Source organism: Fructobacillus sp. ESL1117 (assembly GCF_058508565.1).
In genome coordinates, this window is sequence record NZ_CP196385.1 from 19,724 (window position 1) to 35,586 (window position 15,863).

Sequence of the window (15,863 nt, forward strand, 5' to 3'; positions counted from 1 at the left end):
CAGACAATGGATCTTATTACCGAAAAAATTAAAAAAACTTCGTTGTCAACCAAGCAAGATCGATTTGGAAAGTTTATTTCGGCTCTTGCCTTAATTCTAATCACTGCGGTGGTTGTCTTAATTTTCGGCTTTGTAATCACTCGGGGGTTAGCCACCTTTACGACCAATAAAGTTTCAGTTAGTAAGTTTCTCTTTGGAACGAATTGGAATCCGAGTGTTGTTGACCCTAAGACGGGTCAGCCAGGAATAGGCGCATTACCGCTTATTACTGGTTCCCTGGCGGTAACAATTCTGGCCGCTATTATTGCGACACCATTTGCGATTGGAACAGCGGTCTTTATGACTGAAATTGCCAAGAAACGTGGTTCGCGCATTATGCAACCAGTCATCGAATTGTTGGTTGGAATTCCTTCCGTTGTTTATGGTGTTATTGGTTTGACTGTTGTGGTCCCAGCCGTCCGCTCAATTTTTGGCGGAACGGGTCTTGGAATCTTGTCTGGAACGATTGTCTTGTTTGTCATGATTTTACCAACCATTACATCAATGACGGTCGATTCTTTAAAGGGTGTGCCTCGTTATTATCGTGAGTCAGCCTTGGCAATTGGAGCGACACGTTGGCAGATGATTTACAAGGTGATTTTGCGAGCAGCAACGCCAGGAATCTTGACAGCAATTGTTTTCGGAATGGCGCGTGCCTTCGGTGAAGCTTTGGCTGTTCAAATGGTAATCGGAAATGCGGCTAAGATGCCGGGTTCTCTGGTGTCACCAGCAGCAACCTTGACCTCCGTTTTGACGATGGGGATTGGAAACACAGTCATGGGCACGTTGCAAAACAACGTCTTGTGGTCATTAGCAATGATCTTACTTCTGATGTCTCTCGTCTTTAACCTCTTGATTCGCTGGATTGGTCGAAAAGGAGAACTGAAGTAATGAACGCAAAAACTGCTGATAAAATTGCTACAACCGTGATTTATGCAATCGCTGGTTCAGTAGCGTTGGTGCTAGCAGCAATGCTGGCCTTTATCTTGGTTCGAGGATTGCCTCATTTGTCATGGCACTTCTTAACTGCACAAGCTCGGTCATTCGAAGCTGGTGGGGGAATTGGCATTCAATTGTTCAATTCCTTCTACCTCTTGATTTTGGCCATGCTGATTTCATTCCCGATCGCTCTTGGGGCGGCTATTTACTTGAATGAATATGCCAAGCCAACGATTTGGACATCGATGGTTCGTACCGCAATTGAAGTGATGTCATCATTGCCGTCTGTTGTTGTTGGTTTGTTTGGTTTTTTGATCTTCGTTGTGAAGTTGAAGCTTGGTTTTTCCATTATTTCTGGAGCAATCGCATTGACATTCTTTAATTTGCCAATCCTGACTCGCTCTATTGAAACGTCTTTGAGTCAGATTCCAAATCTGCAACGTGAAGCTGGGGCGGCTTTAGGTCTTTCACGATTTGAAACAGTCATTCACATTATCTTGCCAGCAGCTGTACCATCGATTGTGACTGGGGTTGTTATTTCTGCGGGACGTGTCTTTGGTGAAGCTGCGGCATTGATCTTTACAGCTGGTCAATCAGCACCTTCATTGGACTTTGGTGACTGGAACCCATTCAACTTGGCATCACCATTGTCACCATTCCGACCAGCCGAAACTTTAGCCGTGCACATTTGGAAAATCAATTCGGAAGGAATTATGCCGGATTTGTCACTTGTGTCAGCGGGAGCATCAGCGGTTTTGATTATCGTGGTATTGCTCTTTAACTTTAGTGCACGTCGCTTGGGAACACTTCTTTATAAGAAGTTGACAAAATCGTGAGGTTAGCATGACAGATAAGAGTCAAGAATTAAAGCCAGTATCAGATTTTATTCCTGAAAAGGCACCAGAACGCTATATTATTCCAATGGAGGATAATAAGCATGAAATTGCCCTTTCAACTGAAAACTTGCAAGTAAGGTATGGCGATAACCTTTCTCTAAGTGAAGGGGATTTGCGTTTTGAACGTTACAAGATTACCTCTTTGATTGGAGCATCTGGATCAGGGAAGTCAACCCTTTTGCGTTCGTTGAACCGAATGAACGATGGGGTGGCCAATGTTACCGGTCATATTTGGTACCGTGGATTGGACATCAACTCAAAAGATATTGATGTTTACGAAATGCGTCGTCACATTGGAATGGTTTTTCAACGACCAAATCCTTTTGCTAAGTCAATTTATGATAATATTACTTTCCCATTGACTCGTCGCGGTAAGTACACCAAGGCTCAGCTCGATGAGATTGTGGAAACAACGCTAAAGCAAGCTGCTCTGTGGGACCAAGTTAAAGATGAATTGAATAAATCAGCGCTTTCATTGTCAGGTGGACAAGCCCAACGATTGGTGATTGCCCGTGCCTTGGCTCTAAAGCCTGATATCTTATTGCTCGATGAGCCATCATCAGCCTTAGATCCAATTTCTTCAGCTAAGTTTGAAGATACTTTGTTGGAGTTGAAGAAAAACTACACGATTATTATCGTTACGCACAACATGCAGCAAGCAGCCCGGATTTCTGACTACACGGCCTTTATACACCAAGGTAAGGTAATTGAATATGATTTGACTCGTAAAATCTTTACCCGTCCTAAGGTGGAATTGACCAACGATTATATTTCAGGTAATTTTGGATGACAAAACAAAGCGAAACAATCTTACAAACTCGTAACGTCAAGCTCTGGTATGGAAACAAGGAAGCCCTACATGGGATTGATTTGGATTTTGCCAACAAAGGTGTGACTGCCTTGATTGGACCTTCTGGATCAGGTAAAACGACTTACTTGCGAGCCTTAAACCGGATGCATGATTTGGAAGAAAACGTCACTGTGACGGGTTCTTTCAACCTTCTTGGGAAGGATATCTATGCGCCAACAACGGATACCGTTGATTTGCGTAAGCGCGTTGGAATGGTTTTCCAACAGCCAAATCCGTTTCCATTCTCTATCTACGATAACGTGGCCTTTGGCTTACGTTTAGCTGGAGTGAAGGATAAGAAGACTTTGGACCAGGCAGTAGAGGAGTCGTTGAAGGCAGCCTCTATCTGGGATGAAGTTAAGGATGAATTGAATAAATCAGCACTTGGACTTTCGGGTGGACAACAACAACGTGTTTCAATTGCTCGTGTTTTGGCCACAAAGCCAGATGTGTTGTTGCTTGATGAACCAACATCGGCTTTGGATCCTGTTTCTTCACACAACATTGAAGAAACCTTGTTGTCACTCCGTGACCAATATGCCATGATTATTGTGACTCATTCCTTATCACAAGCTTCACGAATTTCTGATAAGACGGCTTTCTTCCTTAGTGGAAACTTGGTCGAATATGGGGACACTCGTAAGATTTTCTTGGAGCCCGAGAAAAAGGAAACTGCCGATTATATTTCTGGTCGCTTTGGATAAAAAGTGACTGGATGATTGGTTGGTGAAGCCCATCGTTCAGGCTGTTCAAAAAATATCTTTGCTTTTAAAATGCCCTACTGTTATTAGAGAGAAACAGGTTACATGAAAGGAATTTGTCATGCGTCGATTATTTGATGAAGAATTAGCTGATTTGGATACTTCTTTTACGGAAATGGGTGAACAGGTTGCCAAGACCATTCAGGAATCTGTTCAGTCCTTTATTAAGCACGATCGCGATGGTGCCCACAAGATCATTGATCATGATTACAAGATTAACGAACGGGAAGCCGCTTTGGAAAAGAAGTCATTTGAAATGATTGCTTTGTACCAACCGGTGACCACTGATTTGCGTGAAATCGTAACGATTTTAAAGGCTGTTTCTGTTTTGGAGCGAATGGGTGATCAGGCACGAAACATTGCTACGTCAACTATCCGCGTTAAGGGAACGAAGCACATGAAGGCTGTTGAAAAGCAGTTGGGTGAAATGGGTGAATTGGTTGCTTCAATGGTTTCAGAAGTCATGGGCTACTACGTGAAGAACGATGCCTTGGGTGCTGAAAATATCGCGACTAAGAACCACCAATTGTCGAATGCAGCGGCTCAGATTCGAACTGATTCCGTCAATGGCATGAAGGAAGACTCTGAATTGGTTGATTCAGCAGCGGACTATTTGGTCATTGCCGGCTACATCAAGCGAATTGGTGATTATACGACTGACATCGCTGAATGGATTGTTTATAAGCGTACGGGTAAGATTATTGAATTGAACCCAGGTTATAACTACTTTATTTAATTTGATCGAAAAAGGGACCCTTTGGGTTCCTTTTTTTGTGGTAGGAAACTTTGTTATAATAGGGGTAGGAAATAAATTTACTAAAGGAGGGCCTATGCGTTTTATCATGCAAGCGGCGATTAACATGGCTGTCTTTTTGGCCTGTGCGTTGCTGTTCCCAAGTGGTTTTGTTTTGGCGAACATGACGACCGCTTTTGTGGCAGCAGTGCTACTCGCCTTATTGAATCGCTTGATCAAGCCCATCTTGGTCTTTGTTTCACTACCATTAGTCATCATTTCGTTAGGATTCTTTTTATTAATTATTAATACAGTGCTGCTAGAATTAACAGCGCATATTATTCATGGTTTTGCCTTTGCCTCTTTTGGTTGGGCAATGCTGGTTGCAATATTGTTGACCTTAGCTAATTTCTTATTCATGGGTCAAACGAAGATTTCGGTGCGGAGGTAAAAAATGGCGCAAGCAACCGTAACAGTTAAAGATTTAGTTGATAACACACGATTAACAATTGTAGCAGGTCATGATTATTTAAATCGAGTGATTACTACTGCTGATATTTCTAGGCCAGGCTTGGAAATGACGGGGTACTTTACTTACTATGCTCCTGAACGGGTGCAGTTGTTGGGTATCACTGAAACTTCTTTTTCAAATCGAATGAGCCATGACGAATTATTGATGGTTTATCGAAAAATGGCCTCTAAACAGACGCCAGCCTTTGTGGTTTCGACTGATTTGCCAATTGCGGATGAATTGAAGCAAGCAGCAGAAGAAGCTCAGATTCCAATTTTAAATACGCGATTGACTTCATCACAAATTTTATCAAACATGACTTACTACCTAGGGGGCGAGTTAGCGCCACGGCAGTCTGTCCATGGCGTTTTGATTGATGTCCACGGATTAGGGGTTTTGATTACTGGTGATGCTGGAATTGGAAAAACTGAATCCGCTTTGGAATTGATTCAACAGGGGAAAGCGCGATTGGTTGCTGATGACCGTGTTGATATTCACCAAGAGGATGAACAGCGCTTGATTGGACAACCATCAGAAGTTTTACGGAACTTGATGGAAGTTCGTGGTGTTGGTATTATTGATGTTCAACAAGTCTACGGTGCGGTTTCGGTCCGTTCCCATGCTTCAATTATGCTTAATATTCACTTATCAAACGGTAAAATTGGCGAAGAGAATTTTGATCGGTTAGGAAATGAGGCTGATACCTTAGATATTCTAGGAGTCAATATTAAAAAGATGGTTGTACCGGTTACACCAGGGCGAAATACTGCTTCCGTTATTGATGCAGCGGCTGTTAAGTTCCGGACGCAGAACATGGGCTATGATGCCTTAGAGACACTTGAAAAGCGGATGAATGCCGCAATGCAAGTTAATGAAAAAGAAGACGAAGAGGCAAAAAAGCATGACTAAAGTCGCTGTTTTAGGCGCTGGTTCCTGGGGGACCGCCCTCGCCAATACAATGGCGAAAAACAACGTAGTTGTTAATATCTGGTCACACCGTGTGGACCAGGTTGATGAAATTAACCAGCGTCACCAAAATGACCATTATTTACCTGGCGCAACTTTGTCAGAGAAGTTATTAGCGGTTGCTGATATGCAAGTCGCTGTGGCGGATGCAGATGTTGTTTTAATGGTGGTACCAACGAAGGCGATTCGCTCTGTTGGTTCCCAATTAGCAGAGGTTTTACAAAATTTGGATCAGCAAGTAATTTTGGCTCATGCGACCAAGGGCTTGGAACAGGGGACGCACCTACGGATTTCGCAAATGATTGAGGAAGTTGTTCCGAGTGAGAATTATTCATCTCTAGCTGTTATTTCTGGCCCGTCACATGCTGAAGATGTGATTAAGGGTGATTTGACTGCAGTTTCTATTGGTGGGACTGACGAAGCTGCTACGGCGGTTTTACAGGAAACATTAGCCAGTGAGAATTTTCGGCCTTATACTAACCATGATTTATTGGGATCAGAGTTAGGTGGAGCATTAAAAAATATTATTGCTTTGGGTTCTGGAATGCTCGTTGGTTTAGGCTATGGCGTCAATGCTCAGGCAGCCCTTCTAACACGTGGCTTGGTTGAAATGCGTAGCGTTGGTCAAAAAATGGGGGCTAAGCCGGAGACTTTTCTTGGCTTAGCCGGAATTGGTGATTTAATTGTGACGGGAATGTCACCCAATTCACGCAATTACCGTGCTGGCTTTGCCATGGGCCATGGTCAGTCGTTAAATCAGGTCCAAGAAGAGATGGGCATGGTCATTGAAGGGGTAAATACTGTTAAGGCGGTTTATGAGTACCAACAGACCCATCAACTCGATTTGCCCATTACGACCGCTTTGTATCAGGTCTTATACGAAGAGGCTCAAATTGAAGACCAAATTAAATTACTGATGACTCGTCCATTAAAAGCTGAAGATTGACCATATATTTGTTATAATAGCAGTGGAATACTTCGGCGCCTTTGACGTCATTAATGAAAGTAGGAAAGTATGAAACCTGTACGTAAAGCCATTATCCCGGCCGCTGGTTTGGGAACTCGTTTCTTGCCAGCCACAAAGGCTTTGGCTAAGGAAATGTTACCAATTGTTGACACACCAACGATTGAATATATTGTTCGTGAAGCCATTGCTTCTGGAATCGAAGATATTGTTGTCGTCGATGGAAAGTCCAAGCGTTCAATCGAAGATCACTTTGATTCAAACCCAGAATTGGAAAACAATTTGCGCGAAAAGAACAAGTTGGAATTATTGAAGGTTGTCGAAGAAACAACCGATATCAACATGTACTTCATTCGTCAATCACATCCAAAGGGCTTGGGTGATGCCATTTTAACAGCCAAGGACTTCATTGGTGATGAACCATTCGTTGTTCTTTTGGGTGACGATTTGATGCAAGATGAAGTGCCATTGACGAAGCAGTTGATTGACCGCTATCATGAAACTGGCGAATCAACTTTGGCAGTTTTGGAAGTGCCCCATGATCAAGTATCCGAATACGGTGTTATTGATCCTGCCGCAAAGGTAAAAGAAGACGGCCTATACCGGGTTAAGTCATTCGTTGAAAAGCCTCAGCCTGAAGATGCCCCTTCTGATTTGGCAATCATTGGTCGCTACTTGTTGACGCCTGAAATTTTTGAAGAATTAGAAAAAACAAAGCCTGGTAAGGGTGGCGAAATTCAATTGACCGATGCCATTGATTCATTAAATAATCGTCAGCATGTTTACGCTCATGAATTCAAGGGTGACCGTTATGATATTGGTTCTAAGATTGGTTTCTTGGAAACTAATATTGAATTTGGCTTGAAGCATCCACAAACAAAGGATCAGCTCCGCGCTTATATTAAAGAACTTGCAGCTAAGTTGTAAAATTTAGCAAAAACAAAAGAGGTGGTATACCTCTTTTTTGTTGGTTAAAATTAGACAAAAGAACCGATTCAAGGTACAATAGACGTCATAATAAAAAAGGAGGTTCCGTTTCTCATGACAGAAGTCAAGCAATATGATGTCATCATCATTGGTGCTGGCCCAGCCGGAATGACTGCCGCTACTTATGCCTCACGGGCGGACTTAAAGACTGTAATGCTTGACCAGGGGATTTATGGTGGGCAGATGAATAATACTGCTGAAGTTGAAAATTATCCTGGTTATAACAGTATTATGGGTCCTGATTTGGCCGAAAAAATGTATGCTTCGTCAACACAGTTTGGCGCCGAATACTCATTTGGTATGATTACTGGTGTGGAAATTTTAGCTAAAAATGAAAAATTGGTCCATACTGATATGGGCGATTTTCAAGCACCAGCTTTGATTGTTGCGACTGGATCCGAACACATTCACTTGGGTGTTGACGGCGAGGAAGAATACCAAGGCAAAGGTGTCTCATACTGTGCTGTCTGCGATGGTGCCTTCTTTAAGGGTGAAAGTGTTGCCGTTGTCGGTGGTGGTGATTCCGCTGTCGAGGAAGGACTGTACTTGGCCAATGTGGTTAAGGATGTCACGGTTTATGTTCGCGATAGTAAGTTAAAGGCACAGCCAATCTTGCAGCAACGAGCAAAGAAACAGGAAAACATGCACTTTGTTTGGAATACTGAAGTCACAGCCATTGAAGGCGATAGTGAGGCTGTTTCGCAGCTGAAGCTTCATAACAATCAGACTGGTGAGGACCGGGTTGTTGACCAAAGTGGAATCTTCATCTACGTTGGCCTCAAGCCAAATACTCAGGTATTTGAAAATTTGGGGATTACTGATGACCGCGGTTGGATTAAGACGGATGACAAGATGGCAACTGCCGTTCCAGGAATCTTTGCTGCTGGAGACGTTCGTGCTAAGGATTTGCGCCAAATCACGACTGCTGTTGGCGATGGTGGTTTGGCTGGCCAAGAAGCCTATCAATATGTTGCTGAATTAAAATCAGAGGCATAAAATAAATGATGTTGAGAAGTCTGCTACAGAAATGTAGCGGACTTTTTTGTTGCGCGCTTTAATGGACAACAACCAACGAACCATTAACGTGGTATATGGAGTTAGAAATGGGCGTATAGCCTTTTTTACTTGTGTGAAAGAAAAAGTGGGTTGAAGGGTTCTTAAAAGCTTAAATAGAAGTAATGGTGACTTTCAGCTGTCGTCAATAGCAAATAGAAGATACAAAAAAGCCTCAACTACTATTTGGTAGTTGAGGCTCTTGAATGATGAATTAATCCTTGACGATTTCACAGAATTCCAATGTTACACCATCTGGGGTGCGAACATTAAAGAACTTGATACCGTTATCCCAGAAGGGAAGATGTTGTACTTCTGAATCAATCAAATCTAATCCCTGTTCCTTTGCTGCTACAAAGGCTGCATCAGCATTAGAAGTGTTCATTGAGATGTGGTTGATTGAACCGGGCTTGCCGGTTCCTTCATCAGACAACCACGTTTCAATAACGAGGTGACCGTACTTAAAGAATTTAACTGGGCCACCTTCCTTAAAGTCACCGGTCTTTTCAAAACCGATGCCTGTCCAGAACTTTTCAGCGCGGTCCAAGTCGGTTGTTGGAATTCCAACGTGTTGAATATCGTCAAAATAATCAGTAAAGGCCATCATATAACCCGTCCTTTCAATTGGGGGAGACTATCTTAGTCGATAGCGATTCCCTGGTGCTTTAACTTGCTAAAGATACGTGTGTCTGCCCATCCAGTGATACTTCCCTGGAAAAGGAAGGCGAAGATAGTTCCAATTCCATAGTTGGTAAAATCAGGAACCATAATCAAGGCGATAACACCAATAATGGTAGGTGGAATATAAGAAACCCACATGGCAATACCGGCATTACCCTTGAAATACTTGAATCGAAGAACCTGCATCAAATCATCAGCAGGGTGCAAAACGATGTTGGTCCGCTGATAAATTGAAATGGCAATCGCAATTAAGGAAACACCGAAGAAGTTTAAGAAAATATAGAAGGCAATCATTGGCCAACTATGTGCTTCTGGCAAGAGCTTTGAAAAGGCACTTGCAAAGACAGAGATCAAGGCCGAGAAAGGAACCATGAAAGCTAAGTTTCCAAGGAAGCGCTTGATATCAATGCGGTGCTCCAAAACCATGTTCAAAACAGCGATTAACATACCGACCACAAAGAACACGATGGATAGTGTTGCACTATTACCATGCAATGAGTGGTTTAATCCATTTTGAGCAGCTGTCCAATAGGCAGAACCCAAAATTGACGGATGAATTTTTTGACTGGTAACAATTGTTAGCACGTTACCCATTGAGTTAATTACCAATGAGAAGGCAAAGTAACTGAGGGCAGCGGTCCAAGAAATTGTCCGCTTTGCATTATTCATAAAATTTAGGCCTCTTCACCACCGATTTTAACAACGGCCTTAGAAACAACGCCTAAGCGACCGTTAACAAAATCGTCAACTTGGTTGTAATCCAATTCGTGTGACAACAATGGCTTAACGTTCAACTTACCAGATGAAAGCAATGCCAATGAGTCTTCGAATGCGTTAGGGTTAATGAATGAACCTTGGATAGTCAATTCCTTTTGGAAGACTTCGTAAGTGTTCATTTCGAACTTAGCGTCAGGTCCACCAACACCGAACATCAAAACTTGACCGCCACGAGCAGCTGATTCGATGGCTGATTCTTGTGTTTGTGGCATACCAACGGCTTCGATAACAACGTCATATTCTCCAGCAGGGATCTTGTCGCCGTTCTTAGTGTTGTATGTGTTCTTAACGTTGAACAAATCCTTGTTCATCTTCAACTTTTCATCAACGATTCCGGCCAGGTCAACTTGGTGGATACCGTATGCTTGCAAGATTTGCACGAACAATTCGCCCATGAACCCGTCTCCAATAACCAAAGCCTTTTGGTATGGTGATGGCTTCAACAACTTCATGCCGTGGATGGCACATGAAATTGGTTCAACAATCGCTGCTGATTTTAAGTCAACGTTGTCAGGGATTGGGTAAACAACTGATGCAGGGGCTGCGAAGTATTCTTCGAAACCACCATCACGAGTTACACCAATCGCTGACAAGTTTTCGCACAATTCAGGACGGCCAGTGTGGCAGAACTTACATTGTCCACAGTAAATGTTAGGGTCAACTGAAACGCGGTCGCCAACCTTAACGTTGGTAACAGCAGAACCGATTTCCTTAACAACACCTGAGTTTTCGTGTCCCAAAACGATTGGTGGGACAGCATCGGCTGATCCTGGTTCACCAGCATACAAAGCATGATCAGTTCCACAGATACCAGCAAAGGCAGTGTGAATCAAAACTTCATCTGGCTTCAAGACAGGCTTTTCGATGTCCTTCAATTCCAACTTCTTCTTATCAGTTAATACTAAGGCTTCCATGTTCTGTTATCCTCCAATGAGTAATTCCTTGTAACAACTTACACATACATAATAATATTTGCACAAAGTTTTGTCAAGTGAAAAAAGAAACTTTTTAAAACCTTGATAAAAGTGCTTTTAAAAGGAAATTAATTACTATAAAAAGTGAGCAAATAGAGCGTTTTTCAGTCGGCCGCCTGGTGTTTTGTTCTGCCACTTTTCGCCGTCATTGTAGTCCATTTTGGTTGAAAAATTTATGCTCATTTGGCATAAGTTTTGTTATAAAGAGTTGTTATAATAGAAAAAGTGGATGATTTAGCGAGCGAATGCTTAACAATTAGTCTGATTGCACCTTGATTTTTCTAGCTTTTTTACGCTTTGTAAGCAGACTTAACAGGGGAAATAGCGTATGATAGACGTAGGCTGTGTTTTATCTAGCCTTAATTTTATCGAGATAATATCAGGATTAACTTCTACTGACTATTATTTGCTGATTCATGAGTATCTTGCTAGCTGGTAGGGCGGATTCATGTACCCAAAGCGTTGACTAGTAGCGATACTCAGACAGACTTTTTTCCTAAAGGAGTACCCTGATTGTATGGTTCTAGCTTTTGCTGCTGTGTCGGATTGGTTGACGCATATTAGTTCTGCGAATGCCAATTTTTCTGTAATTGAATTGTCGATTCTGTTTTTTTTGATTTTGATTGAAACTGGGGGAATTGTCACAGGGTTTATTCCGGCCGATGCGTTGGTCATGACGGCTGCGGGGTTTGCTGGCCGCCATCACTCTTTGGTTGAATTTGCCTTGTTGGTGGTGATTTTTGCGACTGCCTCGATGATCGGAGACACAATTAATTATTGGTTCGGTGCTTGGGTAATTAAGCAGATTGATAAAATTCCCTTGGTCGCTCGCCACGTAAACGGTGATTTTGCCGAAAAAATTTCGTCTAATTTAAATCCGAAACGTTGGTTAATCTTTATTATTTTGGGCCGATTTGTTCCTTTTGTCAGAACTATTGTCCCGCTATCTGCTCATCGTTTGAAGTTACGGTTTGCGACTTACTTTCGGATGTCTGTTCTGGCATCCTGCCTCTGGGCATTGACCATGGTGACAATCGGTTATTACTTTGGTCACTTACAGTTGCCAAGAGAAGTGACCATCACCGTGATTGTCCTGGCTGCCGTCTTTGTGCTGGCAGTGATCCGGTCACCCAGGTTTCGGCAAATTATTATTAGTTTAATCACAAAATCTAGTCGAGAAAAGGAAGAGGAACTTTAAGAATGACTTATCAAGATACCTTAGCCCGTTGGCAACAAGCAGACCTACCTGCTGATTTAGCTGCTGAACTAAAGCAATTGAGTCCAGCTGAACAAGAAGATGCCTTCTATCAAAACTTACCATTTGGGACTGCTGGTATGCGTGGTCAAATGGGGGTTGGAACCAACCGCATTAATGTTGTGATGGTTGCCTTGGTGACGGAAGCATTAGCTGCTTACATTGATCAAAGTGGGTCTGCAGCAAAAAAAGCGGGGGTAGTCATCGCCTTTGACTCTCGTCACCACTCAAAAGAATTTGCTCAAGTAGCCAGTCGCGTGCTATCAGCACACGGGATTAAAGTTTACCGCTTCTCATCATTACGTCCGACACCTGAATTATCATTTTCAGTCCGTCATTTAAAGGCCTTTGCTGGTATTATGATTACGGCCTCACACAATCCGAAGCAGGATAACGGGTATAAGGTTTACGGTGCCGATGGTGGTCAAATGGTTCCCCAAGCTGTCCAGGCCGTTATTGATGGGATGGCAGCAGTCGAAAATGGGTTTACTATTGCACAAGATGAAACAGAAGCCAATGTTCAAGTAGTCGATGATGAGTTGGATAATGCTTATTTGGCAGAAGTTAAAACAGTTTCCGTTGATCAGAATTTGATTCAAAAAGAGGGGGCAGACTTGAAATTTGTCTACACCCCTTTGCATGGAACTGGTCAATATATTGGCGAAAAAGCATTACAGCAAGCAGGTTTTACCAATTACACGATTGTCAAGGAACAGGCAGAGCTCGATGGGGATTTCAAAACGGTTAAAAAGCCAAATCCAGAAGACCCTGCTGCCTTGTCATTGGCGATTGAATACGCCAAGAAGCAAGCAGCTGATTTGGTTGTTGCAACGGACCCCGATGCTGATCGGATGGGGGCTGCTGTACGTTTAGCAGATGGCTCATACCAAGTCTTATCTGGTAACCAAATTGCTGGTTTGATGGTCAACTACTTGTTAGCAGCTAAAAAGAAAAATCAGACATTACCAGAAAATGGTGCTATTGTAACATCGATTGTTTCATCACGCTTTGCTAGCGAAATTGCTAAGAACTACGGCGTTGCTACCTTAGACGTGTTGACCGGCTTTAAGTATATTGCCGCCATGATTGACCGTTTTGAAGAAAAGAAGGATTATACGTACCTCTTCGGCTTTGAAGAATCATTTGGTTACCTTGTGAAGCCTTTTGCCCATGATAAGGATGCCATTCAGGCCTTGGTTTTGTTTGCCGAAATGGCTGCTTATTATAAGGAAAAGGGCCAAAGTTTTGCTGATGGTTTGAAGGAACTATACGACCAATATGGTTACTTTGAGGAAAAGACTGTTGCCTTTGATTTTCCTGGTATCAATGGTCACGAGGAAATGGCTGCTTTGATGACTAAGTTCCGCAACCAAAGGTTGGCAACGGTTGGTGATCAGTTAGTTCTGGCGACACAAGACTTTGCTAATCAGACCCAGATTGATCGAGCTGGAGCAGAGAAAAAGTTGCCACAGCCTAAGGCCAATGTCTTAAAGTATTGGTTAGCGGATGGTTCATGGATTGCACTGCGCCCATCTGGAACGGAACCAAAGTTGAAACTTTATCTTGGCGTTGTCGCTGATTCACAGGTTGAAGCGGATGCGAAGTTACAAACCTTTGAAGCTGTGATGGAAGAAAAAATTCAGGCTTAATTTTACTGAAGACGTTTAGTTGGCAAACAAAAATAAAGTTAGCTTCTATTCATCTAAGCGCAATTATCGAACTAGATTCGTTTTTATCAGCCAGGGAGGAACCATGTTCGGGTAATTTTTCTGATTACCCTTTACAGGGTCCTTCCTTTTTTGTTATACTGACTATTGGCTATAAGCCGTAATTAACGGTAATCCGCTGTGCGTTAGTCTAAGGACGAGTGTAAGATTAGCGATTAGGAGAATGACTATGCGTCAAAATAACATTTTAGAAAAGTTGACTTCAACCCAATTGCGGACAGATATTCCTGAATTCCGCGCTGGTGATTCAGTTCGTGTCCACGCACGAATTGTTGAAGGAACTCGCGAACGTGTTCAGCTCTTTGAAGGAGTTGTTATCAAGCGTAAGGGTACTGGTATCCAAGCTACTTATACTGTTCGTAAGATTTCTTCTGGTGTTGGTGTGGAACGTACGTTCCCATTGCACTCACCACGGGTTGATAAGATTGAAGTAACTCGTTTGGGCCGTGTACGTCGCGCAAAGTTGTACTACTTGCGTGCCTTGCAAGGAAAGGCCGCTCGTATCAAGGAACGTCGTCTCGACGTCAAGTGATTACGGCAACAAGCTTCCACATAGTGGAGGCTTTTTCTTTTTAAAAAAATCAGTTTTGAAAAGAGGGGGGACTGGCATGGCTGAATTTTTGCAAGCGGTTGATGACCGAAAAATTTTGCATGTCGATTTGGATGCTTTTTATGCTCAAGTTGAAATGCGTGACAACCCTGCTTTAAAGAAGGTGCCGCTAATCATCGGTCGTGATCCTGATTTACATCACGGTCATGGGGTCGTGGCAACCGCCAACTACATTGCCAGAAAGGCCGGCGTTCATTCAGCCATGGGGTCAACTGAAGCAAAGCGACTTTGTCCTAATGCCGTTTTCGTTGCTCCTGATTTTGATAAGTACCGGTCAGTGTCAGCTCAAATTCATGAAGTTTTTGCCGAATTCACTGATAAGGTGGAACCAGTCGCACTGGATGAAGCATACTTAGACGTTAGTCAAAGCCCAATGGCGAGCGCAACATTGGCCGCCGAGTTAAGGCATAGAATTTGGCAGGAAACGAAGCTAACGTGTTCGGTCGGGGTTTCCTATAATAAAGTATTAGCCAAACTTGGTTCCGAGCACCACAAACCGAATGGGGTCACGGTCATTGGTGCTGATGTCGCAATGGACTTCGTGGCGGCCTTACCTATTAAGGACTTTCGTGGTGTTGGTCAGAAAGCACAGGAAAAGTTTGCAAAATTAGGAATTAAAACGGGCGCAGATTTACGGGCCTTGAGTCAAGACGAATTACGGGTACACTTTGGTTCCTTTGGTGACCAACTTTATTGGCAAGCGCGGGCAACGCACTTTGGTCAGGTAAAGGACCATCGAATTCGGCAATCGGTCGGAAAAGAGGGGACGTTTGAATTTCCGCTTCATGACCGTTCGGCTGTTTTGGCGACCTTTAAGGGCTTGGCCACAAAGGTTGTGACGAACATGGAGGCTAAACACTTGGTTGGTCGAACATTGAATATTAAGGTCCGTGATGATGATTTTAAGACGCTGACCAGGTCGATTACACAGGCAAATCCGTTTCAGCTTGATCCTGATTTCTTGGCAAGAAAGGCACAATCAATCTTTGATGACCTTTATCCAGATGACTTTGCCATTCGCTTGCTGGGGCTAACTTTTTCCAATGTCAGCCCACAATCCTTTCAATCGTTATCGCTTTTTGATGATTAATTGGTCAAATCAGTCAGTTATGCTGATTTGAAATGCCTGACAATGAATTT

The 15,863-nt window shown here is 43.0% G+C and carries 17 protein-coding genes; 14 read left to right on the plus strand and 3 right to left on the minus strand.

The annotated features are described in order from the left end of the window. Positions 1-6: 6 nt before the first annotated feature. The 10 genes from pstC to trxB all read left to right on the plus strand — a co-directional run bounded on the left by pstC (position 7) and on the right by trxB (position 8,642). Entirely contained in the window at positions 7-930 is a 924-nt protein-coding gene (pstC, locus tag ACSYSH_RS00110) for a phosphate ABC transporter permease subunit PstC (RefSeq protein WP_252774218.1), read from the plus strand. Next, complete coding sequence (pstA, locus tag ACSYSH_RS00115; protein WP_252774217.1) at positions 930-1,814, plus strand: phosphate ABC transporter permease PstA; 885 nt, start codon at positions 930-932, stop codon at positions 1,812-1,814. The genes pstC and pstA overlap by 1 nt, the downstream gene beginning before the upstream one ends. Positions 1,815-1,899: 85 nt before the next feature. Further along, entirely contained in the window at positions 1,900-2,664 is a 765-nt protein-coding gene (pstB, locus tag ACSYSH_RS00120) for a phosphate ABC transporter ATP-binding protein PstB (protein ID WP_420842371.1), read from the plus strand. Beyond that, the gene (gene pstB / locus ACSYSH_RS00125; RefSeq protein ID WP_252774215.1) at positions 2,661-3,428 is read left to right on the plus strand and encodes a phosphate ABC transporter ATP-binding protein PstB; all 768 of its coding nucleotides are present in this window, start codon (positions 2,661-2,663) and stop codon (positions 3,426-3,428) included. Before pstB (ACSYSH_RS00120) ends, pstB (ACSYSH_RS00125) begins: the two co-directional genes overlap by 4 nt. A 118-nt stretch (positions 3,429-3,546) precedes the next feature. Then, positions 3,547-4,221, plus strand: coding sequence for a phosphate signaling complex protein PhoU (phoU, locus tag ACSYSH_RS00130; protein ID WP_047974873.1), 675 nt, complete (start codon positions 3,547-3,549; stop codon positions 4,219-4,221). 94 nt (positions 4,222-4,315) lie between these two features. Continuing rightward, the gene (locus tag ACSYSH_RS00135) at positions 4,316-4,669 is read left to right on the plus strand and encodes a phage holin family protein (protein ID WP_252774214.1); all 354 of its coding nucleotides are present in this window, start codon (positions 4,316-4,318) and stop codon (positions 4,667-4,669) included. Between the two features lie 3 nt (positions 4,670-4,672). Continuing rightward, on the plus strand, positions 4,673-5,638 hold the full coding sequence (gene hprK, locus ACSYSH_RS00140; protein ID WP_252774213.1) for an HPr(Ser) kinase/phosphatase: 966 nt from the start codon (positions 4,673-4,675) through the stop codon (positions 5,636-5,638). Beyond that, the gene (locus tag ACSYSH_RS00145; RefSeq protein ID WP_491702112.1) at positions 5,631-6,641 is read left to right on the plus strand and encodes an NAD(P)H-dependent glycerol-3-phosphate dehydrogenase; all 1,011 of its coding nucleotides are present in this window, start codon (positions 5,631-5,633) and stop codon (positions 6,639-6,641) included. Before hprK ends, ACSYSH_RS00145 begins: the two co-directional genes overlap by 8 nt. A gap of 69 nt (positions 6,642-6,710) precedes the next feature. After that, complete coding sequence (gene galU, locus ACSYSH_RS00150; RefSeq protein WP_252774211.1) at positions 6,711-7,586, plus strand: UTP--glucose-1-phosphate uridylyltransferase GalU; 876 nt, start codon at positions 6,711-6,713, stop codon at positions 7,584-7,586. Between the two features lie 114 nt (positions 7,587-7,700). Beyond that, entirely contained in the window at positions 7,701-8,642 is a 942-nt protein-coding gene (gene trxB, locus ACSYSH_RS00155) for a thioredoxin-disulfide reductase (RefSeq protein WP_252774210.1), read from the plus strand. A 271-nt stretch (positions 8,643-8,913) separates the two neighbouring features. Here the strand turns inward: trxB and ACSYSH_RS00160 are convergent, their stop codons facing one another. The 3 genes from ACSYSH_RS00160 to ACSYSH_RS00170 are packed head-to-tail and all read right to left on the minus strand — an operon-like array spanning position 8,914 to position 11,071. Further along, entirely contained in the window at positions 8,914-9,303 is a 390-nt protein-coding gene (locus tag ACSYSH_RS00160) for a VOC family protein (protein WP_252774409.1), read from the minus strand. 35 nt (positions 9,304-9,338) lie between these two features. Beyond that, a complete protein-coding gene (locus ACSYSH_RS00165) occupies positions 9,339-10,049 on the minus strand; it encodes a DUF6198 family protein (protein WP_252774209.1) in 711 nt (236 codons plus the stop codon). Between the two features lie 5 nt (positions 10,050-10,054). After that, complete coding sequence (locus ACSYSH_RS00170; RefSeq protein ID WP_252774208.1) at positions 10,055-11,071, minus strand: zinc-dependent alcohol dehydrogenase family protein; 1,017 nt, start codon at positions 11,069-11,071, stop codon at positions 10,055-10,057. A gap of 577 nt (positions 11,072-11,648) precedes the next feature. Between ACSYSH_RS00170 and ACSYSH_RS00175 the strand changes: the two genes are divergently transcribed. The 4 genes from ACSYSH_RS00175 to dinB all read left to right on the plus strand — a co-directional run bounded on the left by ACSYSH_RS00175 (position 11,649) and on the right by dinB (position 15,813). Next, complete coding sequence (locus ACSYSH_RS00175; protein WP_491702111.1) at positions 11,649-12,329, plus strand: DedA family protein; 681 nt, start codon at positions 11,649-11,651, stop codon at positions 12,327-12,329. A gap of 2 nt (positions 12,330-12,331) precedes the next feature. Beyond that, positions 12,332-14,035, plus strand: coding sequence for a phospho-sugar mutase (locus ACSYSH_RS00180; protein WP_491702110.1), 1,704 nt, complete (start codon positions 12,332-12,334; stop codon positions 14,033-14,035). A gap of 247 nt (positions 14,036-14,282) precedes the next feature. Further along, positions 14,283-14,645: a 50S ribosomal protein L19 gene (gene rplS, locus ACSYSH_RS00185; RefSeq protein WP_491702109.1), complete on the plus strand. Its 363-nt coding sequence runs from the start codon at positions 14,283-14,285 to the stop codon at positions 14,643-14,645. 76 nt (positions 14,646-14,721) lie between these two features. Next, positions 14,722-15,813 carry a DNA polymerase IV gene (gene dinB / locus ACSYSH_RS00190; RefSeq protein ID WP_252774205.1) on the plus strand — a complete coding sequence of 364 codons (1,092 nt, stop codon included), beginning with the start codon at positions 14,722-14,724 and terminating at the stop codon, positions 15,811-15,813. Positions 15,814-15,863 lie beyond the last annotated feature (50 nt).